The sequence below is a fragment of the Escherichia sp. UTM R2 genome (genome assembly GCF_048593455.1).
In the GTDB taxonomy this organism is placed as follows: domain Bacteria; phylum Pseudomonadota; class Gammaproteobacteria; order Enterobacterales; family Enterobacteriaceae; genus Escherichia; species Escherichia coli.
The window spans coordinates 651,881-674,776 of record NZ_JBFWDY010000002.1 but is presented as its reverse complement, the minus strand read 5'-3'; the positions used below and the strand labels follow the sequence as shown (position 1 = coordinate 674,776).

At 48.9% G+C, this 22,896-nt stretch carries 23 protein-coding genes and 1 riboswitch; of the genes, 13 read left to right on the top strand and 10 right to left on the bottom strand.

Annotated elements, in window-relative coordinates:
* Window positions 1-15: 15 nt before the first annotated feature.
* The 4 genes from yqiA to nudF are packed head-to-tail and all read right to left on the bottom strand — an operon-like array spanning window position 16 to window position 2,501.
* On the bottom strand, window positions 16-597 hold the full coding sequence (yqiA, locus tag AB4H76_RS04095; protein ID WP_000105733.1) for an esterase YqiA: 582 nt from the start codon (window positions 595-597) through the stop codon (window positions 16-18).
* Window positions 597-1,424, bottom strand: coding sequence for a 3',5'-cyclic-AMP phosphodiesterase (cpdA, locus tag AB4H76_RS04090; RefSeq protein ID WP_000444747.1), 828 nt, complete (start codon window positions 1,422-1,424; stop codon window positions 597-599). Before cpdA ends, yqiA begins: the two co-directional genes overlap by 1 nt.
* A gap of 24 nt (window positions 1,425-1,448) precedes the next feature.
* Window positions 1,449-1,871, bottom strand: a complete 423-nt coding sequence (locus tag AB4H76_RS04085; RefSeq protein ID WP_000833393.1) for a DUF1249 family protein — start codon at window positions 1,869-1,871, stop codon at window positions 1,449-1,451.
* Window positions 1,872-2,501 (bottom strand): ADP-ribose diphosphatase, encoded by a 630-nt coding sequence (gene nudF / locus AB4H76_RS04080; RefSeq protein ID WP_000917138.1) that lies wholly within the window; start codon window positions 2,499-2,501, stop codon window positions 1,872-1,874.
* Window positions 2,502-2,705: 204 nt separating this feature from the next.
* On the opposite strand from nudF, the gene tolC reads away from it, so the two are divergent.
* The 3 genes from tolC (at window position 2,706) to AB4H76_RS04065 (ending at window position 6,172) form a co-directional block, all read left to right on the top strand.
* Window positions 2,706-4,187: an outer membrane channel protein TolC gene (gene tolC / locus AB4H76_RS04075; RefSeq protein WP_000735278.1), complete on the top strand. Its 1,482-nt coding sequence runs from the start codon at window positions 2,706-2,708 to the stop codon at window positions 4,185-4,187.
* 147 nt (window positions 4,188-4,334) lie between these two features.
* Complete coding sequence (locus tag AB4H76_RS04070; protein ID WP_000831543.1) at window positions 4,335-5,006, top strand: DUF1190 family protein; 672 nt, start codon at window positions 4,335-4,337, stop codon at window positions 5,004-5,006.
* A gap of 5 nt (window positions 5,007-5,011) precedes the next feature.
* Window positions 5,012-6,172 (top strand): glutathionylspermidine synthase family protein, encoded by a 1,161-nt coding sequence (locus AB4H76_RS04065; RefSeq protein ID WP_000442860.1) that lies wholly within the window; start codon window positions 5,012-5,014, stop codon window positions 6,170-6,172.
* 37 nt (window positions 6,173-6,209) lie between these two features.
* Here the strand turns inward: AB4H76_RS04065 and ygiD are convergent, their stop codons facing one another.
* Entirely contained in the window at window positions 6,210-6,998 is a 789-nt protein-coding gene (gene ygiD, locus AB4H76_RS04060; protein ID WP_001320780.1) for a 4,5-DOPA dioxygenase extradiol, read from the bottom strand.
* Between the two features lie 142 nt (window positions 6,999-7,140).
* Between ygiD and zupT the strand changes: the two genes are divergently transcribed.
* Window positions 7,141-7,914 carry a zinc transporter ZupT gene (gene zupT, locus AB4H76_RS04055; RefSeq protein WP_001295627.1) on the top strand — a complete coding sequence of 258 codons (774 nt, stop codon included), beginning with the start codon at window positions 7,141-7,143 and terminating at the stop codon, window positions 7,912-7,914.
* Window positions 7,915-7,971: 57 nt separating this feature from the next.
* Here the strand turns inward: zupT and yqiD are convergent, their stop codons facing one another.
* Together yqiD and ribB are read right to left on the bottom strand one after the other, a co-directional pair.
* Window positions 7,972-8,142 carry a protein YqiD gene (gene yqiD, locus AB4H76_RS04050; RefSeq protein ID WP_000469266.1) on the bottom strand — a complete coding sequence of 57 codons (171 nt, stop codon included), beginning with the start codon at window positions 8,140-8,142 and terminating at the stop codon, window positions 7,972-7,974.
* A 261-nt stretch (window positions 8,143-8,403) separates the two neighbouring features.
* Window positions 8,404-9,057: a 3,4-dihydroxy-2-butanone-4-phosphate synthase gene (ribB, locus tag AB4H76_RS04045; RefSeq protein WP_001076997.1), complete on the bottom strand. Its 654-nt coding sequence runs from the start codon at window positions 9,055-9,057 to the stop codon at window positions 8,404-8,406.
* 103 nt (window positions 9,058-9,160) lie between these two features.
* Window positions 9,161-9,309, bottom strand: a riboswitch (FMN riboswitch).
* A 121-nt stretch (window positions 9,310-9,430) separates the two neighbouring features.
* Here ribB and ubiK point away from each other — a divergent pair.
* The 5 genes from ubiK (at window position 9,431) to AB4H76_RS04020 (ending at window position 14,951) form a co-directional block, all read left to right on the top strand.
* Window positions 9,431-9,721, top strand: coding sequence for a ubiquinone biosynthesis accessory factor UbiK (gene ubiK / locus AB4H76_RS04040; protein WP_001295626.1), 291 nt, complete (start codon window positions 9,431-9,433; stop codon window positions 9,719-9,721).
* Window positions 9,722-10,004: 283 nt separating this feature from the next.
* Window positions 10,005-10,556, top strand: coding sequence for a fimbrial-like protein (locus tag AB4H76_RS04035; protein ID WP_001272145.1), 552 nt, complete (start codon window positions 10,005-10,007; stop codon window positions 10,554-10,556).
* Between the two features lie 59 nt (window positions 10,557-10,615).
* Window positions 10,616-13,120: a fimbria/pilus outer membrane usher protein gene (locus AB4H76_RS04030; RefSeq protein WP_001460069.1), complete on the top strand. Its 2,505-nt coding sequence runs from the start codon at window positions 10,616-10,618 to the stop codon at window positions 13,118-13,120.
* A 15-nt stretch (window positions 13,121-13,135) separates the two neighbouring features.
* Entirely contained in the window at window positions 13,136-13,885 is a 750-nt protein-coding gene (locus AB4H76_RS04025; protein ID WP_001269824.1) for a molecular chaperone, read from the top strand.
* A gap of 1 nt (window position 13,886) precedes the next feature.
* On the top strand, window positions 13,887-14,951 hold the full coding sequence (locus AB4H76_RS04020; protein WP_001269802.1) for a fimbrial protein: 1,065 nt from the start codon (window positions 13,887-13,889) through the stop codon (window positions 14,949-14,951).
* A 42-nt stretch (window positions 14,952-14,993) separates the two neighbouring features.
* Here AB4H76_RS04020 and glgS read toward each other — a convergent pair whose 3' ends face one another.
* The gene (gene glgS / locus AB4H76_RS04015; RefSeq protein ID WP_000350095.1) at window positions 14,994-15,194 is read right to left on the bottom strand and encodes a cell surface composition regulator GlgS; all 201 of its coding nucleotides are present in this window, start codon (window positions 15,192-15,194) and stop codon (window positions 14,994-14,996) included.
* Between the two features lie 268 nt (window positions 15,195-15,462).
* Between glgS and AB4H76_RS04010 the strand changes: the two genes are divergently transcribed.
* From AB4H76_RS04010 to ibsE, 4 genes are all read left to right on the top strand, one after another.
* Window positions 15,463-16,092: an OB-fold-containig protein gene (locus AB4H76_RS04010; protein ID WP_000599926.1), complete on the top strand. Its 630-nt coding sequence runs from the start codon at window positions 15,463-15,465 to the stop codon at window positions 16,090-16,092.
* Between the two features lie 26 nt (window positions 16,093-16,118).
* Window positions 16,119-17,780 (top strand): flotillin family protein, encoded by a 1,662-nt coding sequence (locus AB4H76_RS04005; RefSeq protein WP_001311137.1) that lies wholly within the window; start codon window positions 16,119-16,121, stop codon window positions 17,778-17,780.
* Window positions 17,781-18,020: 240 nt separating this feature from the next.
* Entirely contained in the window at window positions 18,021-18,080 is a 60-nt protein-coding gene (locus AB4H76_RS04000; protein ID WP_001387081.1) for a type I toxin-antitoxin system Ibs family toxin, read from the top strand.
* 315 nt (window positions 18,081-18,395) lie between these two features.
* A complete protein-coding gene (gene ibsE / locus AB4H76_RS03995; RefSeq protein ID WP_001387082.1) occupies window positions 18,396-18,455 on the top strand; it encodes a type I toxin-antitoxin system Ibs family toxin in 60 nt (19 codons plus the stop codon).
* A 119-nt stretch (window positions 18,456-18,574) separates the two neighbouring features.
* Here the strand turns inward: ibsE and hldE are convergent, their stop codons facing one another.
* Window positions 18,575-20,008, bottom strand: a complete 1,434-nt coding sequence (gene hldE / locus AB4H76_RS03990; RefSeq protein WP_000869178.1) for a bifunctional D-glycero-beta-D-manno-heptose-7-phosphate kinase/D-glycero-beta-D-manno-heptose 1-phosphate adenylyltransferase HldE — start codon at window positions 20,006-20,008, stop codon at window positions 18,575-18,577.
* Window positions 20,009-20,055: 47 nt separating this feature from the next.
* Window positions 20,056-22,896: a bifunctional [glutamate--ammonia ligase]-adenylyl-L-tyrosine phosphorylase/[glutamate--ammonia-ligase] adenylyltransferase gene (gene glnE / locus AB4H76_RS03985; protein WP_001329420.1), complete on the bottom strand. Its 2,841-nt coding sequence runs from the start codon at window positions 22,894-22,896 to the stop codon at window positions 20,056-20,058.

The window sequence follows — 22,896 nt, the reverse complement described above, 5'->3', positions numbered from 1 at the left end:
AATTCGAGTTGATCGTCAGAGATGGTGCAGACCAAGAAAATCGACGATCGGGTTGAAATAATCTTCGAAGCCCGTGAATGCGTGGTTGCCGCCTTCTATGACAGTCTGGCGGCAGGAAGCGTAGTACGCCACCGCCTGGCGGTAATCCAGCACTTCATCTCCCGTCTGTTGCAGCAGCCAGATCAAATCCGGCGCTTCCAGCGGGTCAATCTGCATGACTTTAAGATCGTAAATATGGCGTGACTCTAGCACATATTGCTGCCCGGTGTAGGGGTTCTCGTTCTGACCGAGATAGTCCGTCAGCAGTTCAAACGGGCGCACCGCCGGGTTTACCACCACTGCGGGCAGCATAAAACATTGTGACAACCAGGTGGCGTAATATCCCCCCAGTGACGAACCGACAATACCCAGCGAATCACCGCCATGTTCCAGGACAATGGATTCCAGCAGCTCTGCCGCGTCGGAAGGATACGGCGGCAACTGCGGAATGATCATCTCAACGTCAGGGTGATGTTCCGCCAGCCAGTTTTTTAACAAGCTCGCTTTTGCAGAGCGCGGCGAGCTGTTGAAACCGTGTAAATAAAGAAGCGTAGACATCAGTAGCCTTCTGAAGCGGTATCAGGTTGGAAACGTGTGTCCGCCAGGCGATGCACCTCGGTGGTCAGCGTGCCATCAGCATGTAACTCGAGAGTACGCCAGCCGGGCGCGATGGTGTCCAGCGTAAAGTTGGAACAGTGCGGCTTAAACTGCACACAGGTCGACGGCGTTGCCAGCAGGCGGCGACCGTTCCAGTCGAGATCCAGCTCCTGATGAATATGACCGCACAGCAAGTATTTGACGTGCGGAAACTTCGCCAGCACGGTATCCAGTTCGCCCGCGTTACGCAGACTGTGTTGATCGAGCCAACTACAACCCGCAGGTAGCGGATGATGATGCAGCAGCAGCAACGTATGGCGTTCTGGCGCATCGGCCAGTTTACGTTCCAGCCACTCAAGCTGAAACTCGCTCAGCTCACCGTGCGGCACGCCAAACACCTGGCTATCCAGCAACAGGATTTGCCATTGCTCACCAATAAACACGCGCTTCGCCGGGGAGATACCCGCATCCTGTAACGCGCTGTACATCGCGGGCTGGAAATCGTGGTTGCCAGGCAGCCAGACGCAGGGCGCACGAAAACTTGCGATGCCTTCAGCGAAATGCTGATAGGCCGCAGAGGATTGATCCTGCGCTAAATCACCTGTCGCGACAATCAGGTCGAATTCGTGCTGGTGTGGACGAATCGCCTCCAGCACCGCCTGGTAGCTTTCCCAGGTGTTTACCCCTAACAGGGCTTCGTGCTTTTGTGCAAACAGGTGAGTATCGGTAATTTGTAAAATCCTGACTCTGGCCTCACCAGCCAGAGGAAGGGTTAACAGGCTTTCCAAATGGTGTCCTTAGGTTTCACGACGCTAGTAAACCGGAATCGCCATCGCTCCATGTGCTAAACAGTATCGCAACCAGTCCGCTAAAAACTGGTTAATTTGATGCTTTTCGTCGCGTTGATGCAACTTTTTATTAGGATAATCATACCGCGCTTTGAAGCGAAAAATCTGCTGGCTTGAACACACTTCAGCCACCATCGCGTCATGATACAGACGCACCGTCATTGACGGAAGGCTCCAGTAACTGATCGCGGGCGCAGTCTGTTCTATTGTCACCAGGGTAGTGTATCGGGTCGATTCCACAATCGTCAGCCGATATTGTGCGTTTGCCACCTGATAGCTTACAGTTTCGCCGGGTGCGTCATTGCGCGGTAACAAACGGCGCAATTGTGAAAAGTTCATCTCGCACAGGCGCATCATTTCAGGAAAGTCAGGTGTGTAACGCTTCATTTATGCCCACTCATTTTTTAACGCTTGATGATGCAGCTGCAGCCATTGCAAAGCGATGACCGACGCTGCGTTGTCGATTTTCCCCTCTTCTACCCACTGGTATGCCTGTTCCCGGCTTACCACATGAACGCGAATATCTTCGTTTTCATCAGCCAGACCATGAATACCGCTTGCGGTCGTGGCGTCCACTTCGCCCACCATAATTGACGAACGCTCACTGGTGCCTCCCGGGCTTGCCAGGAAACTTAACACCGGTTTGGTCCGTTTGACTATCAGTCCCGCCTCTTCAATCGCTTCGCGACGGGCAACATCTTCCACACTTTCACCCTCTTCAATCATCCCGGCAACCATCTCCAGTAGCCAGGGGGTTTCACTGGTGTCGTATGCGGCAATCCGAATCTGCTCAATCAGCACAACTTCATCACGCACTGGGTCAAAGGGTAGCAAGACTGCGGCGTGACCGCGCTCAAAAATTTCCCGCCGTACCTCATGACTCATTTGCCCGTTGAATAAACGATGACGAAATCTATAAAGATCTAATGAAAAAAAGCCGCGATAAAGTGTTTCTCGTGCAATAATTTCTACATCGTTTTTGCCAAATGTAACGGGCAGGCTGTCTGGCTTAAGCATTGTTAATGTCCTGGCACTAATAGTGAATTAAATGTGAATTTCAGCGACGTTTGACTGCCGTTTGAGCAGTCATGTGTTAAATTGAGGCACATTAACGCCCTATGGCACGTAACGCCAACCTTTTGCGGTAGCGGCTTCTGCTAGAATCCGCAATAATTTTACAGTTTGATCGCGCTAAATACTGCTTCACCACAAGGAATGCAAATGAAGAAATTGCTCCCCATTCTTATCGGCCTGAGCCTTTCTGGGTTCAGTTCGTTGAGCCAGGCCGAGAACCTGATGCAAGTTTATCAGCAAGCACGCCTTAGTAACCCGGAATTGCGTAAGTCTGCCGCCGATCGTGATGCTGCCTTTGAAAAAATTAATGAAGCGCGCAGTCCATTACTGCCACAGCTAGGTTTAGGTGCAGATTACACCTATAGCAACGGCTACCGCGACGCGAACGGCATCAACTCTAACGCGACCAGTGCGTCCTTGCAGTTAACTCAATCCATTTTTGATATGTCGAAATGGCGTGCGTTAACGCTGCAGGAAAAAGCAGCAGGGATTCAGGACGTCACGTATCAGACCGATCAGCAAACCTTGATCCTCAACACCGCGACCGCTTATTTCAACGTGTTGAATGCTATTGACGTTCTTTCCTATACACAGGCACAAAAAGAAGCGATCTACCGTCAATTAGATCAAACCACCCAACGTTTTAACGTGGGCCTGGTAGCGATCACCGACGTGCAGAACGCCCGCGCACAGTACGATACCGTGCTGGCGAACGAAGTGACCGCACGTAATAACCTTGATAACGCGGTAGAGCAGCTGCGCCAGATCACCGGTAACTACTATCCGGAACTGGCTGCGCTGAATGTCGAAAACTTTAAAACCGACAAACCACAGCCGGTTAACGCGCTGCTGAAAGAAGCCGAAAAACGCAACCTGTCGCTGTTACAGGCACGCTTGAGCCAGGACCTGGCGCGCGAGCAAATTCGCCAGGCGCAGGATGGTCACTTACCGACTCTGGATTTAACGGCTTCTACCGGGATTTCTGACACCTCTTATAGCGGTTCGAAAACCCGTGGTGCCGCTGGTACCCAGTATGACGATAGCAATATGGGCCAGAACAAAGTTGGCCTGAGCTTCTCGCTGCCGATTTATCAGGGCGGAATGGTTAACTCGCAGGTGAAACAGGCACAGTACAACTTTGTCGGTGCCAGCGAGCAACTGGAAAGTGCCCATCGTAGCGTCGTGCAGACCGTGCGTTCCTCCTTCAACAACATTAATGCATCTATCAGTAGCATTAACGCCTACAAACAAGCCGTAGTTTCCGCTCAAAGCTCATTAGACGCGATGGAAGCGGGCTACTCGGTCGGTACGCGTACCATTGTTGATGTGTTGGATGCGACCACCACGTTGTACAACGCCAAGCAAGAGCTGGCGAATGCGCGTTATAACTACCTGATTAATCAGCTGAATATTAAGTCAGCCCTGGGTACGTTGAACGAGCAGGATCTGCTGGCACTGAACAATGCGCTGAGCAAACCGGTTTCCACTAATCCGGAAAACGTTGCCCCGCAAACGCCGGAACAGAATGCTATTGCTGATGGTTATGCGCCTGATAGCCCGGCCCCCGTCGTTCAGCAAACATCCGCACGCACTACCACCAGTAACGGTCATAACCCTTTCCGTAACTGATGACGACGACGGGGCTTCGGCCCCGTCTGAACGTAAGGCAACGTAAAGATACGGGTTATCTGCCGCATTCTTCCCCCTTCTCGCTTCAATTTCGACCAGCCATCCTCTATTCTGATGGGTATTTACTACTGGTCCCGGAAGACAAAAATGAAACGGACAAAATCCATACGCCACGCATCGTTCCGCAAAAACTGGAGCGCACGCCATCTGACACCAGTCGCTCTCGCGGTTGCCACTGTTTTTATGCTGGCTGGCTGTGAAAAGAGTGATGAAACAGTGTCTCTCTATCAAAATGCTGACGACTGTTCAGCTGCAAACCCAGGCAAAAGCGCCGAATGTACCACCGCGTACAACAATGCGCTGAAAGAAGCCGAACGTACTGCGCCGAAATACGCCACCCGTGAAGACTGTGTTGCTGAATTTGGTGAAGGTCAGTGCCAGCAGGCACCAGCCCAGGCTGGCATGGCACCAGAAAACCAGGCGCAGGCCCAGCAATCCAGCGGGAGTTTCTGGATGCCGCTGATGGCCGGTTACATGATGGGGCGTCTGATGGGCGGCGGCGCGGGATTTGCACAGCAGCCGCTGTTCTCCTCGAAAAACCCAGCCAGTCCGGCTTACGGTAAATATACCGACGCGACGGGTAAAAACTATGGCGCAGCCCAGCCAGGCCGCACCATGACCGTACCGAAGACGGCAATGGCACCAAAACCGGCGACCACCACTACCGTTACCCGTGGCGGTTTTGGTGAATCTGTTGCCAAACAAAGCACTATGCAGCGTAGTGCAACCGGTACCTCTTCTCGTTCAATGGGTGGCTGATACCGATGGAAAGAGTCAGTATTACCGAGCGCCCGGACTGGCGTGAGAAAGCCCACGAATACGGTTTCAATTTTCACACCATGTACGGCGAGCCGTACTGGTGTGAAGATGCTTACTACAAGTTGACCCTCGCCCAGGTTGAAAAGCTGGAAGAAGTCACCGCCGAACTGCACCAGATGTGCCTGAAAGTGGTGGAAAAAGTGATCGCCAGCGATGAGCTGATGACCAAATTCCGCATTCCAAAACACACCTGGAGTTTTGTGCGCCAGTCATGGCTGACGCACCAGCCATCGCTTTATTCGCGTCTTGATCTGGCGTGGGATGGCACTGGTGAACCTAAACTTCTGGAAAATAACGCCGATACGCCAACGTCACTATACGAGGCGGCGTTCTTTCAGTGGATCTGGCTGGAAGATCAGCTTAACGCCGGTAACTTGCCGGAGGGCAGCGACCAGTTTAACAGTCTGCAAGAAAAACTGATCGATCGCTTCGTTGAGCTGCGTGAACAGTATGGCTTCCAGTTGCTGCATCTCACCTGCTGTCGCGACACGGTGGAAGATCGCGGAACCATTCAGTATTTGCAGGACTGCGCAACGGAAGCTGAAATTGCTACTGAGTTCCTCTACATCGATGATATCGGGTTAGGTGAAAAAGGTCAGTTCACGGATTTACAGGATCAGGTAATTTCCAACCTGTTCAAACTGTATCCGTGGGAATTTATGTTGCGTGAGATGTTCTCAACCAAGCTGGAGGATGCAGGCGTACGCTGGCTGGAACCGGCGTGGAAGAGCATTATCTCCAACAAGGCACTTCTACCGCTACTGTGGGAGATGTTCCCGAATCACCCGAACCTGCTGCCCGCTTATTTTGCGGAAGATGATCATCCGCAAATGGAAAAATATGTGGTTAAACCGATCTTCTCCCGTGAAGGCGCAAACGTGTCGATCATTGAGAACGGCAAAACCATTGAAGCAGCGGAAGGTCCGTATGGCGAAGAAGGGATGATTGTTCAGCAATTCCACCCGTTACCGAAATTCGGCGACAGCTATATGCTGATTGGTAGCTGGCTGGTGAACGATCAACCCGCCGGAATTGGCATTCGTGAAGACCGTGCATTGATCACCCAGGATATGTCTCGGTTTTATCCACATATTTTTGTTGAATAAGCCACGATACCGGATGGCACTCGCCATCCGGTAATTGTTAGCCTATCTGCACCGACAGCATACTCAGGCTGCCCATTTCTATACCCTCAACCGGAATGGTAATTGGCTCCTGCCCATCCCACGCACCTAACACATACAACAACGGCAAATAATGCTCTGGCGTTGGGTTCGATAACGTGCCACCTTCATGGTCGAGGTAATTCACCAGAGGATGTTGTTCCACTGGCCCTTGCCACGTCAGATTCGCTTTCACATACTCATTAAACGACGTCGCCCACGGATACGGTGAACTATCACCGTGCCACTTCACTGTGCGCAGGTTATGCACCACGTTACCGCTGGCGACCAACATTATTCCTTCATCTCGCAACGCTGCCAGTTTGCGCCCCATTTCGAAATGCCAGGCGGCAGGTTTGCTACTGTCGATACTCAACTGCACCATCGGGATATCAGCGTCAGGATACATCTTAATCAGCACGCCCCACGAGCCGTGGTCAAAGCCCCAGGCTTCTTTATCCAGCGTCACCGGGATCGGCGCTAACAGCTCAACCAGACGCTGTGCCAGCGCAGGCGAACCCGGAGCAGGATAATGCGTATCGTACAGCGCCTGCGGGAAGCCACCAAAGTCATGAATCGTGGGCGGCGTCTCCATCGCGGTCACTCCTGTTCCACGGGTAAACCAGTGAGCCGAAACCACCACAATCGCTTGCGGGCGTGGCAATGTCATCCCCAACTTCTGCCAGCTGCGGGTATACAAATTATCTTCCAGCACGTTCATCGGACTACCGTGACCTAAAAACAATGCTGGCATACGTGTTGAAGACATGATGATATCCTTAACTAAAGGTGTCATTTTGATATCCTCACAATACGCTTGTTCGGCGGAGTAAGAACCCGGATAACAATGATGATGATCATCAGTTATTTTGACGATCTGCCTGAAGGTGAAGATTTATAAGGAGTTGTCGATGTCAGTACCTCTCATTCTGACCATACTGGCGGGGGCAGCCACGTTTATTGGCGCGTTTCTCGGCGTTCTCGGGCAAAAACCCTCGAACCGCTTACTGGCGTTTTCGCTAGGTTTTGCGGCGGGGATCATGTTGCTCATCTCATTAATGGAAATGCTTCCTGCCGCACTAGCAGCTGAAGGAATGTCGCCTGTGTTGGGTTATGGAATGTTTATCTTCGGTCTGCTTGGCTATTTTGGCCTGGACCGCATGTTGCCACATGCTCATCCGCAGGATTTAATGCAAAAATCGGTGCAGCCGTTGCCAAAATCGATCAAGCGCACAGCCATTCTGCTCACTCTCGGCATCAGTCTGCATAACTTCCCGGAAGGGATTGCCACCTTTGTCACGGCGAGCAGCAACCTGGAGCTGGGATTTGGCATCGCACTGGCCGTCGCGTTGCACAATATCCCTGAAGGTCTGGCAGTGGCAGGCCCGGTTTATGCGGCAACGGGGTCTAAACGCACCGCGATTCTGTGGGCGGGGATTTCTGGACTAGCAGAAATTCTTGGTGGTGTGCTGGCGTGGTTAATCCTCGGTAGCATGATTTCCCCGGTGGTCATGGCGGCAATCATGGCGGCGGTTGCAGGAATTATGGTGGCGCTCTCGGTTGATGAATTAATGCCGCTCGCCAAAGAGATTGACCCTAATAATAACCCCAGCTATGGCGTACTATGTGGAATGTCAGTGATGGGATTCAGTTTAGTGCTGCTACAAACGGCGGGAATTGGTTAAAAACAACATCAGAAGTTGTCCAGCGCATGGACAACTTCTGCCAGCTTCACGAAAGCCTTATTCTACCTTTTCGGCTGTCTCTTCTCTCGTACTGTTTAAGTATTTGTTCCGCGCTTCAAGCAGTGCGTCTCTGTCCTGGCGAAACGCCCGACAATAACGTTTCAAATGCAGGAAATAACCCACCACAACCAGAGCAATCAATACAATCCAGTACCAGGCGATAAACATCCTTTTACCCTTAATATTTAACAATACTAAACATTTAGCGTATAAATTTCACATATCCTTTTTCGGATATATTCATATGGTCGCATAATAACGGAACAATTATATGATTTTGATCATAATGAAAAAGAATGCCTGATATTAATGAAATTTTCTCATAGAAAGAGAAGCGGAATTAACATCTTGCATAGCAGGGAAAAATAAAAACCGAAGCCTGCTACAACTTCGGTTTCTTGATTAAGGCAGTAAATTAAGCAGCGGTTTTCAGCTGGCTTTACGCTCATGTGCCTGACGGTATGCCACCAGGTCTTCAATAGTCACGAGCGCCATATTGTGTTTATTGGCAAACTCAATACACTCTGGTGCACGCGCCATCGTGCCATCGTCATTAGTCAGCTCACACAGTACACCAGCCGGTTTAAAGCCTGCCAGCGTCATCAGATCAATAGTTGCTTCAGTATGACCGCCACGCGTCAGTACACCACCTGCCTGAGCGCGAAGTGGGAAAACGTGGCCAGGACGATTCAGATCTGACGGTTTTGCGCCATCGGCAATCGCTGCGCGAACGGTCGTAATACGGTCAGCGGCAGAAACACCGGTAGTCACACCTTCAGCTGCTTCAATGGTCACGGTAAAACCGGTGCCATAGGCGCTGGTGTTATTTTCTACCATCATTGGCAGATCGAGTTGTTTACGGCGATCTTCAGTAATGCACAGGCAAACAATACCGCTACCGTGGCGAATGGTCAGCGCCATCTGCTCAACAGTCATGGTTTCTGCCGGGAAGATCATATCACCTTCGTTTTCACGGTCTTCATCATCAAGCACCATTACACCGCGTCCTTCACGCAGCGCAGCCAGTGCATTTTCAACACGTTCGAAAGGCGTACCAAAAGAGGAAAGTAGCGTCTGATTCATGGTAAAAAAACCTCACTAAAATTATGGTTACCAGAATCAGGGCAGTCTTAGGAGTGGCGGCATATAGCCAAAATAACGTGAGCGGGTCCATGCCCGACAGAATCGTTACTCTCTCCCATCCGGACTCTAACCGTCGGCCCCGGAATTACACCGGATCTGCTGTCCTTTGAGTTCGCACCCAAAGCGCTCGCGGGCTTTCAACTGAGTTGATTTACCGCCGGTGGGGAATTTCGCCCCGCCCTGAGAATAAGCGGATTCACTATAACGCTAATGATTAGCGGCAGCAACGCATAGCTTCACATAATTCTGGTTTATGACTTACCCTTATCGCACTACAATGGCACTCAACACCTATCAGTACAGGGAAACTACAATGATTGACCCGAAAAAAATTGAGCAAATCGCTCGCCAGGTTCACGAATCAATGCCTAAAGGAATCAGGGAGTTCGGGGAAGATGTGGAGAAAAAAATCCGCCAAACCCTACAAGCGCAGCTGACGCGCCTCGACCTTGTAAGCCGTGAAGAGTTCGACGTCCAAACGCAAGTCCTGTTACGGACTCGTGAAAAACTGGCGCTGCTTGAACAAAGAATCAGCGAACTGGAAAATCGCAGTACTGAGATCAAAAAGCAGCCAGATCCAGAGACTCTCCCCCCAACGCTGTAAACATTCGTCTTTAATGCACTGTAAATTATGAATTAATCCTCTAATTTATAGTGCTTTCTATTACCTTATCGCGTAATCCCATTCAGAAAACCATCACAAAAATGAATGAGTACAATTGAAAGTATAATTGCAATGTATTTTTTAAGTTTTACTTAATCGATATTTAGATAAACTAATTTTATAAAAAACACAAAATAAAATATCATATTTCAATGATTAGTAGTCCTTAAATAACAGTTACTAATCATTCTCTTTTCTACTTATCTTTATATAAAGGAATATTATGTCCGCTTTTAAAAAGTCACTTCTTGTTGCTGGCGTAGCAATGATTCTTTCCAATAACGTGTTTGCTGATGAAGGTCACGGTATTGTTAAATTTAAAGGTGAAGTTATCTCTGCTCCATGTTCTATTAAACCAGGTGACGAAGATTTAACTGTAAATCTGGGTGAAGTAGCAGATACCGTACTGAAAAGCGATCAGAAATCTTTGGCTGAACCTTTCACTATTCACCTGCAGGACTGCATGCTGAGTCAGGGTGGAACTACTTATTCAAAAGCGAAGGTTACTTTCACTACAGCAAATACCATGACGGGTCAGTCTGATCTTCTGAAAAATACCAAAGAAACTGAAATCGGCGGCGCCACTGGCGTTGGCGTACGTATTCTGGACAGCCAGAGCGGCGAAGTAACTTTAGGTACTCCGGTAGTAATTACGTTCAACAATACCAACAGCTATCAGGAACTGAATTTCAAAGCTCGTATGGAATCCCCAAGCAAAGATGCCACCCCGGGCAACGTTTACGCTCAGGCTGACTACAAGATTGCTTACGAGTAATCGCATTTGGCCGGGTTCGCCCGGCCACATCATTAACGGATTAATGATAAGTGGATCAGATGTATAAAAAATTAAAATTAACCACAATAAGCGAATTGATTAAAAATATTTATTGTTCATTATCCGTTATCATCATTGGTTGTGCGTCAGCTTATGCCGTTGAATTCAACAAAGATTTAATCGAAGCCGAAGATCGTGAAAACGTTAACCTTTCCCAATTTGAAACTGATGGCCAATTACCCGTCGGCAAATATTCACTAAGCACTCTGATTAATAATAAGAGGACGCCAATCCACCTTGACCTCCAATGGGTATTAATTAATAACCAAACTGCAGTTTGCGTGACACCAGAGCAATTAACATTATTAGGATTTACTGATGAATTTATTGAAAAAACTCAGCAAAACCTGATCGATGGTTGTTACCCTATCGAAAAAGAAAAACAAATTACAACTTATCTCGATAAAGGGAAAATGCAATTATCCATATCTGCACCTCAGGCATGGTTAAAATACAAAGATGCAAACTGGACGCCTCCTGAACTTTGGAATCATGGTATTGCTGGGGCATTTCTTGACTACAATTTATATGCCTCTCATTATGCACCACATCAGGGCGATAATTCGCAAAATATAAGTTCCTATGGGCAGGCTGGGGTTAATCTTGGGGCCTGGCGCCTGCGTACTGATTACCAGTACGATCAGTCATTTAACAATGGCAAAAGCCAGGCGACCAACCTGGATTTTCCGCGTATTTATTTGTTTCGCCCAATCCCAGCAATGAATGCAAAACTAACTATAGGTCAATACGATACTGAATCCTCTATTTTCGACTCTTTCCATTTTTCTGGCATTTCGTTGAAAAGCGATGAGAATATGTTACCGCCAGACCTACGTGGTTACGCACCGCAAATCACGGGTGTCGCACAAACGAATGCAAAGGTCACTGTCTCACAGAACAACCGTATTATTTATCAAGAAAATGTTCCTCCAGGCCCATTTGCTATTACCAATTTATTCAATACATTACAGGGGCAACTTGACGTCAAGGTTGAAGAAGAGGACGGACGCGTTACGCAATGGCAAGTTGCATCTAATAGTATTCCTTATCTGACGCGTAAAGGGCAGATTCGCTACACCACTGCTATGGGTAAACCGACCAGCGTTGGTGGTGATTCCTTACAACAACCCTTCTTCTGGACTGGTGAATTCTCATGGGGTTGGCTGAACAATGTATCCCTGTATGGTGGTTCAGTTTTAACAAACCGTGATTATCAATCTCTGGCTGCCGGCGTTGGTTTTAACCTTAACTCATTAGGTTCATTATCTTTTGATGTCACACGATCTGATGCTCAGTTGCATAATCAGGATAAAGAAACGGGTTATAGCTACCGCGCTAACTATTCAAAACGTTTTGAATCTACCGGTAGCCAGCTCACTTTCGCTGGTTACCGTTTCTCTGATAAAAACTTTGTGACAATGAATGAATATATCAATGACACTAACCATTACACGAATTATCAGAATGAAAAAGAGAGTTATATTGTCACGTTTAACCAGTATCTTGAATCATTAAGGTTAAATACATACGTAAGTTTGGCTCGTAATACTTACTGGGACGCCAGCAGTAATGTGAATTATTCATTATCACTTAGCCGCGATTTTGATATCGGGCCATTAAAAAACGTCTCCACTTCTCTAACATTTAGCCGAATAAACTGGGAAGAAGACAACCAGGATCAACTGTACCTAAATATTTCGATTCCCTGGGGAACTAGTAGAACATTGAGCTATGGTATGCAACGAAATCAGGATAATGAGATTTCGCATACTGCTTCGTGGTATGACTCTTCCGATCGAAATAATTCCTGGAGCGTTTCTGCTTCAGGCGACAATGATGAATTCAAAGATATGAAAGCGTCACTACGCGCCAGTTATCAGCATAATACCGAGAACGGTCGACTCTACCTCTCCGGTACATCACAGCGAGACAGTTATTATTCTCTGAATGCCAGTTGGAATGGTTCATTCACTGCGACTCGCCACGGTGCCGCTTTCCACGACTATAGCGGTAGTGCTGACTCGCGTTTTATGATCGACGCAGACGGCACTGAAGATATTCCGTTGAACAATAAACGCGCGGTAACTAATCGGTATGGCATCGGAGTTATTCCATCAGTCAGCAGTTACATAACAACATCATTAAGTGTTGATACCCGAAATCTGCCAGAAAATGTGGATATCGAAAACTCGGTTATCACCACCACCTTAACCGAGGGTGCTATTGGCTACGCCAAACTTGATACCCGCAAGGGCTACCAAATCATAGGGGTTATTCGCCTGGCAGATGGTAGTCATCCACCACTGGGGATTAGCGTAAAAGATGAAACCAGCCACAAAGAATTAGGACTGGTTGCTGATGGCGGCTTTGTATACCTCAACGGCATTCAGGATGATAACAAACTTGCTTTACGCTGGGGTGACAAATCTTGTTTTATTCAACCACCCAATAGCAGCAACTTAACCACCGGAACGGCTATTTTACCGTGTATTAGCCAAAATTAATTCAGGATGAAACTAATGCGCTACTTAAATACAAAGAATATCATTGCAGCAGGAGTATTACTCTCCTGTATGAGCAGCATTGCCTGGGGTGCCATCATCCCGGATCGTACCCGTATCATAATGAATGAGTCAGATAAAGGCGAAGCATTAAAACTTACTAATCAAAGTAAAAACCTGCCCTATCTGGCCCAAACATGGATAGAAGATACGAAAGGCAATAAATCGCGTGACTTTATTGTCACTGTTCCTCCAATGGTGCGTTTAAATCCCAGTGAGCAAATTCAAATAAGAATGATAACTCAGGAAAAAATTGCTCAACTTCCTAAAGACAGAGAAACGCTCTTCTATTTTAACGTGCGAGAAATACCGCCCAAAACAGATAAAAAAAATGTGATGCAAGTCACTATGCAGCACGCATTGAAACTATTCTGGCGGCCAAAAGCCATTGAATTAGAAGACGATGGGGTAATGACTTACGAAAAAGTTGAAATCATTCGTAGAAATGACGGTTCGATCCGCTTTAACAATAAGATGCCTTATCACGTTACGCTGGGTTATATCGGAACAAATGGGGTAACGATGTTACCACAAACGCAAAGCTTAATGGTAACCCCTTTTAGCTATGCAAATACGCAGTTTAAAAATGTTCCGTCAACTTTTCAGGTGGGTTATATCAATGACTTTGGTGGATTAAGTTTTTATGAAATAAACTGCCCTGTAGTAAATAACATTTGTAATATTTCTGTAGCCAACCGAGATCAATAATATGCGCTACTTGTTAATTGTTATTACTTTTTTTATGGGTTTTAGTTCATTACCTGCATGGGCAATGGACTGCTATGCTGAACATGAAGGTGGAAATACCGTTGTCATTGGTTACGTACCAAGAATCTCTATCCCCAGCGATGGTAAAAAAGGTGATAAAATCTGGCAAAGCAGTGAATATTTTATGAATGTTTTCTGTAATAATGCACTACCAGGCCCATCTCCAGGAGAAGAATACCCATCTGCATGGGCAAATATAATGATGTTGTTAGCATCAGGTCAAGACTTTTATAATCAAAACTCTTATACTTTCGGTGTAACTTATAATGGGGTTGATTATGATTCTACATCTCCACTACCTATTGCAGCACCTGTATGTATTGATATAAAAGGAGCCGGAACCTTCGGGAATGGCTACAAAAAGCCCGCAGTCTGTAGTGGCGGTCCTGAACCGCAATTATCAGTAACTTTTCCAGTACGAGTGCAGCTATATATTAAGCTAGCTAAAAATGCCAATAAAGTAAATAAAAAACTTGTATTACCTGACGAATATATAGCACTTGAATTTAAAGGTATGAGCGGAGCAGGTGCTATAGAAGTAGATAAAAATCTGACCTTCAGGATTCGCGGATTAAATAACATTCATGTCCTTGACTGCTTTGTTAATGTTGATCTGGAACCAGCTGATGGCGTTGTCGACTTTGGTAAAATAAATTCCCGAACAATTAAAAATACCAGCGTGAGTGAGACGTTTAGCGTAGTCATGACCAAAGATCCGGGTGCGGCCTGTACTGAGCAGTTTAATATTTTAGGGAGTTTTTTCACTACGGATATTTTGAGTGATTATAGCCATCTGGATATAGGTAATGGTCTGCTATTGAAGATATTTCATAACGATGGAACAGCAACGGAATTTAACCGCTTCTCACAATTTGCTTCTTTTTCATCGTCTAGTGCGCCTTCGGTCACCGCACCATTCAGGGCAGAACTGAGTGCGAACCCGGCAGAAACGGTTGTTGAGGGACCGTTTAGTAAAGACGTAATCCTGAAAATCACCTATAACTAGTATCTAATACAAACACTAAAACGGGCCATCAGGCCCGTTATATCAGTGCTCTAACTCCAGCTCTCTTGCCTGCATCATCTGTTGACAATACCAGGCATAACGTGCGCAAAACCAGGTTCTATGTTCTTCATCCATGTTACCAGTAACGGCCAGAATATCGACCGGGCGACCTTCTGCGTGCATTCTGGCAAAACTACGCGCCAGGAAATCGAAATTATTTAAAGAATTAAGACTATGATCCATAAGCACATCCTCCGGTTATCGCATACCTTTTAAGGCCATATGCTTTTTCTGATTTCAGTATTCCCCAATCAGTGTAGTGCCTTTAAACATAACGTGCGTAAATATATTGTCCCCGATCACACTTTTTAGTGAAAAATAAAAAACCATATTAAAAGACTTTCTCTTCCAGAACTTCTCTAACCTGTGTTATTATTAACACAGGTAAATGTAAGCAAGGAAACTATTACAAAGTAAATATTGCGTCACTAAATGGACATTGGAGTGATATATGATTTTATTCGCCGACTATAACACCCCTTATCTTTTCGCTATTTCCTTTGTACTGTTGATCGGCCTGTTAGAAATTTTTGCGCTTATCTGCGGTCACATGCTCTCCGGTGCTCTTGATGCACATCTTGACCATTATGATTCTATAACCACAGGTCATATTAGCCAGGCACTTCATTATCTCAATATTGGAAGATTGCCAGCTCTCGTCGTTCTCTGCTTACTGGCTGGTTTTTTTGGTCTTATTGGCATCCTGTTGCAGCATGCCTGCATCATGGTCTGGCAATCACCACTGTCGAACCTGTTCGTGGTTCCTGTCAGTTTACTGTTTACGATTATTGCGGTGCATTATACCGGTAAAATAGTTGCGCCCTGGATTCCACGCGACCATAGTTCAGCTATTACAGAAGAAGAATATATTGGTAGCATGGCGTTAATTACCGGTCATCAAGCCACTTCAGGTAATCCCTGCGAAGGAAAACTCACCGATCAATTTGGCCAAATACATTATTTACTACTGGAGCCTGAAGAAGGAAAAATTTTCACTAAAGGAGACAAAGTGTTAATTATTTGCCGACTTTCTGCAACGCGATATTTGGCGGAAAATAATCCCTGGCCCCAAATATTGTAATTTATTAATCAAAAGGAAATTTAATAATGGATGATATTGTTAATTCTGTGCCCTCCTGGATGTTTACCGCAATTATTGCCGTATGCATTCTGTTTATTATTGGAATTATTTTCGCCAGGCTCTATCGTCGCGCTTCGGCAGAGCAAGCTTTTGTTCGTACTGGTTTAGGTGGGCAAAAAGTGGTAATGAGCGGTGGCGCAATCGTGATGCCGATCTTTCATGAAATAATCCCCATCAATATGAATACTCTGAAGCTGGAAGTCAGCCGCTCAACCATTGATAGCCTGATTACGAAAGATCGTATGCGCGTCGATGTAGTAGTCGCTTTCTTTGTGCGGGTAAAACCTTCAGTAGAAGGGATTGCCACCGCTGCCCAGACGCTGGGGCAACGCACCCTGTCGCCTGAAGACTTACGTATGTTGGTTGAAGATAAATTTGTCGATGCCCTCCGTGCAACAGCTGCGCAAATGACCATGCATGAGTTACAGGATACCCGCGAGAACTTTGTGCAGGGGGTGCAAAATACAGTGGCAGAAGACCTGTCGAAAAACGGTCTGGAACTGGAGAGCGTTTCACTTACCAACTTTAACCAGACCTCGAAAGAACATTTCAATCCGAACAATGCCTTTGACGCCGAAGGTTTAACCAAACTGACTCAGGAAACAGAGCGCCGTCGCCGCGAACGTAACGAAGTTGAACAGGATGTAGAAGTTGCGGTGCGTGAAAAAAATCGCGATGCGCTATCGCGCAAGCTGGAGATTGAACAGCAAGAAGCGTTTATGACGCTTGAGCAGGAGCAGCAGGTTAAAACCCGTACTGCCGAACAGAATGCACGTATTGCGGCTTTTGAAGCTGAACGTCGTCGTGAAGCAGAGCAGACACGAATTCTGGCTGAACGACAGATTCAGGAAACAGAAATCGACCGCGAACAGGCCGTCCGCTCAAGAAAGGTTGAAGCTGAACGTGAAGTTCGCATTAAAGAGATCGAACAGCAGCAGGTCACCGAAATCGCTAACCAGACGAAATCGATCGCTATTGCCGCCAAATCGGAACAACAGTCCCAGGCAGAAGCGCGTGCTAATCTCGCACTTGCAGAAGCGGTAAGCGCCCAACAAAACGTAGAAACCACTCGCCAGACTGCCGAAGCCGATCGTGCTAAACAAGTTGCCCTAATCGCTGCCGCGCAGGATGCAGAAACCAAAGCGGTTGAACTGACCGTGCGGGCGAAAGCAGAAAAAGAAGCCGCAGAGATGCAGGCGGCGGCTATCGTTGAGTTAGCCGAAGCTACACGTAAAAAGGGTCTGGCGGAAGCAGAAGCACAACGTGCGCTGAACGATGCTATCAACGTACTTTCTGATGAACAAACCAGCCTTAAATTCAAACTGGCCTTGTTGCAGGCGCTGCCTGCGGTAATAGAGAAATCCGTTGAGCCGATGAAGTCAATCGACGGTATCAAGATTATTCAGGTCGATGGTCTGAATCGTGGCGGCGCTGCGGGTGATGCAAACACGGGTAATGTGGGGGGCGGAAACCTGGCGGAACAAGCATTATCAGCCGCTCTCTCTTACCGCACACAGGCACCGCTGATTGACTCCTTGCTCAATGAAATTGGCGTTTCAGGCGGCTCACTGGCGGCATTGACTTCACCCTTAACCTCAACAACTCCCGTCGAAGAAAAAGCAGAGTAAACCCTCTTCCAGGAATAATCCCTGGCCCAAAAAGCCGGGGATTTTTTATATCTGCGTTCCGCTAAAAAGTGCAAATGATCAGGTTGTTGCAGCATTTTGCGTGACGGCTCGGGGAAGGCAAAACTGCATCAGAGAAAGCATTGCGTGGGGTCTGGCGCTCATCAACAATCGGGGAGTCAGCAGGGGGCTGAAACGGGAAAGCCCCTCCCGAAGAAGGGGGCCTTACAGAAGGAAAGGGTTATGATGAAGCTCGTCATCATACTGATTGTGTTGTTACTCGTAAGTTTCGCAGCTTATTAACAGCCAATCAGAGGGGGGAGAAATCCTCCCTCACCCTTGTTCCTTTACTTTAGGTTGAAAAAAAATCAGCGTCAAGAAGGTTTCATTAACACATATCCCTGGCCCAAAAAGCCGGGGATTTTTTATATCTGCGTTCCGCTAAAAGGTGCAAATGCTCAGGACGTTGCAGCGTTTTGCGTGACCGCTCGGGGAAGGCAAAATTGCCTCTGGGAAAGCATTGCGCGGGGTCCGGCGCTCATCAACAATCGGGGGGCAGCAAGGGGCTGAAACGGGAAAGCCCCTCCCGAAGAAGGGGCCTTGTATAAGGAAAGGGTTATGATGAAGTTCGTCATCATACTGGTTGTGTTGTTACTGTTAAGTTTCCCGACTTACTAACAACTCATCAGAGGGGGGAGAAATCCTCCCTTACCCTTGTTCCTTTACTCTAGGTTGAAAAAACAACAGCGTCAATAGGCCTGCCATGTACGAAGCGAGATCTGTGAACCGCTTTCCGGTTAGCCTTTTTTATCCTGTTGGATCTTCTTGATGATGTTGGTCGTCGAGCAACCGTCTTCAAAGTTGAGCACCAACACTTCACCACCGTTGGCCCAGACTTCTTTACTCCCGGCAATCTCTTCTGGTTTATAGTCGCCGCCTTTCACCAGCAGATCTGGCAAGATCCCGGCGATCAAGCGCTGCGGCGTGTCCTCTTCAAACGACACTACCCAGTCGACCGCTTCCAGTGCGCCCAGCACAATCATACGCTGTTCGAGTGGGTTTACCGGGCGGGAATCCCCTTTCAGCCGTTTGGTGGAGGCATCGCTGTTGACGGCAACAATCAAGCGGTCACCCAGCTTGCGGGCATTTGCCAGATAAGAGACGTGCCCGGCGTGCAGGATGTCAAAGACACCGTTGGTCATTACCACTTTTTCACCACGTTTACGCGCTGCCGCTACAGCCAGCTTCAGTTCCTCTTCGGTCATCACGCCAAAGCCGGTATCTGCGCGTCCACGTACAGCGTTTTCCAGCTCGATCGGCGAAACCGTGGACGTCCCCAGTTTGCCGACCACCACACCAGCCGCCGCATTGGCAAAGAAGCAGGCTTCTTCCAGCGAATTACCCGCTGCCAGCGTTGCCGCCAGGACACCAATCACCGTGTCGCCCGCACCGGTAACGTCATACACTTCCTGCGCCTGGGTTGGCATATGCAGCGGCGCTTTACCCGGTTGCAGCAGCGACATACCCTGTTCGGAACGGGTCACTAACAGAGCCGAGAGTTCGTAATCGGCAATCAGTTTCATGCCGCGCTCAACAATCTCTTCTTCGGTCTTACATTTACCGACAACAGCTTCAAATTCCGAGAGATTCGGCGTTAACAGCGTAGCGCCGCGGTAGCGCTCAAAATCGGTACCTTTTGGATCAATCAGCACCGGAACACCCGCTTTACGCGCCAGTTGGATCATCTGCTGTACGCTTGCCAGCGCACCTTTGGCGTAGTCAGAAAGCACCAGCGCGCCAATCGAACTCAGCGCCTGATTAATCCGTTCGTGCAGCGGTTGCGGATCAACACCTTCGAAACCTTCTTCAAAATCCAGGCGGATCAGCTGTTGGTTGCGGGAAAGTACCCGTAATTTGGTGATAGTCGGATGCGTTGGTACAGAAACGAAGTCGCATTTGACGTTGACGTCGGCCAGAGATTTACTCAGCGCGCGCGCTGCATCGTCAATGCCCGTCAACCCGACCAGGCGTGCATTAGCACCGAGAGAAGCGATATTCATCGCCACGTTAGCCGCGCCGCCCGGACGTTCTTCGATGGTATTCACTTTAACCACGGGCACCGGCGCTTCCGGCGAGATACGACTGGTGGGGCCGTACCAGTAACGATCCAGCATCACATCACCAACCACCATCACTCCTGCACGTTCAAACTCTGGCAGCGTTACTTTCATTCCTGTCCCCTGAGAGATTCAAAATTTGCGCGCGATAATACCATACTTCATTCTTCCACCAGCCACTTCTGCCAGCTTGCCCGCACCAGTTCACGCTCTGCGGTGAAGCAATCCTCCGACACATGGCCCGGCAATTCCTGTAATGCCAGATGATGAAGTTCATCGCGAAGCGTAGTGTAAGCACGGGTCAGCGCCATCGCTTCCTGCTCTTCCATAATGTCGTTTTGCGCCAGTAGTTCCAGAATACGCACGTTGTCTGACCAGCGCGTTAACTTCGGTTTTTCATGAGCGTAGCTCAACACCAGATATTGGGTAATAAATTCGATATCGGTAATTCCCCCTTCATCAGCTTTGATATCAAAGCGATCGCGATGTTTATTGCCGAGATGAGCGCGCATTTTCTCGCGCATTTCCCGCACTTCCGTTTGCAGAGTTTTACCTTCACGCGGCAGCGTCATAATCTCGCGACGTACTGCGTCAAAGTGCGCGGTGAGCTGCGGATCGCCGTACACTACACGCGCACGCACCAGCGCCTGATGCTCCCACGTCCAGGCCTCGTTTTTCTGATAATCGGCAAATGCTTCTGTGGAGGTAACCAGCATTCCCGCCGCCCCGGACGGGCGCAGCCGTGCATCCACTTCGTACAAAATGCCGGAAGAGGTTCGCGTGCTGAACAGGTGCATAATGCGTTGCGCCAGACGCAGATAAAACTGTCGTCCGTCGATTTCCCGCTCGCCGTCAGTCATCGCATCCATTGGGCAATCATGGAGGAAGATCAGGTCAAGATCGGAACTGTAGCCTAACTCCCAGCCGCCCAGCTTGCCGTAGCCGACCACTGCAAAACCACGCCCTTCGCGTTCGTTCAGGTGATTCGGCTTACCGTAGCGGGCAACCATTTGAACCCACGCCTGCTGAACGACGGCATCTATCATGGCTTCCGCCAGCCAGGTTAAGTGATCGCTCACTTTCATCACCGGTAGCGTACCGGCGATATCCGCTGCGGCGATGCGTAACAGCTGCGCCTGTTTGAACTGACGCAGCGCCTCAAGCTGTTGCTCTTCGTCATCTTCCGGCACGCGCAGCAAATACTGGCGCAACTCATCGCGGTAGGCATCGGTCGCCGTCGGCTGGTAAAGGGTGTTTGGATCGAGCAATTCATCCAGCAATAATGGATAACGCGCCAGCTGGCTGGCAATCATCGGCGACGCGGCACACAGAGAAATCAAATGTTTAAGCGCCGCGGGGAATTCACTGAGCAATTCTAAATAGGTGGTGCGGGTAACAATCCCCACCAGCAAGGCGGTAATGCGCGACAGCGTAACGGCAGCGTCTTCACGCGCACAGACATCACTTAGCAGATGCGGCATCAGATGGTCGAGCACCTGACGTCCTCGCGGCCCGATGGTGCGCTTATCCAGCTCTTTGCGGAAATCGGCAATCAGCGTTAGCACCTGTTTGCGATCATCCTCGCTAAGATGCGCCAGCACTGGCGTGGTGTCATCTTCCTGCAACGCATCCTGCCACAGCTCACGCCACTGTTCCGACAGCGACTCTTCCTGAGTTTCACTTTCGTCGTCGCCAATCAATTCATTAAACACCCGGCGCACATTGGTCATATGTGCGGTCAGCGCCCCGGTCAGTTGCGGCCAGTCAGCAAAGTCCATCGCCCACGCCAGCCGCGCACGGTTAAGCTCATCAGAAGGAAGCGTCTGGGTTTGTTCGTCGTTAATGCTTTGCAGCAGGTTTTCCAGACGCCGCAGGAACAGATACGCCACTCGCAATTGTTCAGCATCGTTTTCAGAAAGCAGATGCAGCGCGGCAATGACGCTGAGCGTTGGCAGTAAAGAGCGCGACTGCAGCGACGGTTCGCGCCCACCGCGAATGAGCTGGAACACCTGAACGATAAATTCAATTTCGCGAATGCCGCCTGCGCCGAGTTTGATATTGTCGGTCAAACCACGTCGACGCACTTCACGGGCAATCATCCCTTTCATGTTGCGCAGCGACTGAATCACGCTGAAATCGATGTAACGACGGAAAACAAACGGGCGCAGCATCGCACGCAACTCGTTAGCATAGACGCCTTCGCTATCGCCCATAATCCGCGCCTTGACCATCGCGTAACGCTCCCAGTCGCGCCCCTGCTCCTGGTAATAATCTTCCAGCGCCGCAAAGCTCAGCACCAGCGGGCCACTTTCGCCAAACGGACGCAGTCGCATATCCACGCGATAGACGAAGCCATCCTGCGTTGGTTGATCCAGCACTTTAATCAGCCGCTGCCCCATGCGGGTAAAAAACTGCGCGTTATCCAGTTCCCGGCGTCCGCCCTGCGTACAACCATGTTCCGGCCAGGCAAAAATCAGATCGATATCTGAGGAGAAATTCAGTTCCCCACCGCCCAGCTTACCCATGCCTAAAATCAGCAGCGGTTGCGCTTCGCCCTGCGCATTGCACGGCGTTCCCCACTCGCGGCAGCAGGCGTCATACAGCCAGTCACGCGCCGCAACAATCAGCGTCTCCGCCAGATAGCTGAGCTGCTGCAATATGCTCTCTTCAGTAACCAGTGCCAGCGTTTGCGCCCAGGCGATGCGCACCATAATGCGCCGCCGGAATAGCCGCAGCTCGCGCATTAACCCGGCTTCGTCACTCACATTACAGAGCGCCTCCTGCAACCATGCCGCGTAATGCTGCCATTCGTCGGCCTGCGGCGGTTGGCTTTCCAGTTCCGTCAGCCACTCTGGATGCGCAATCACGCTGTCCTGCACAAAATCACTAAAAGTAAGTACTGACTTCGCCTGTGCGCTAAGTGATTCCTCGGCTAAAGGCTCTGGCAGCCGCTCAACAACGGTCTGCCAGTACTGCTGTAACGGTGAAGAGAGCGGCTTCAT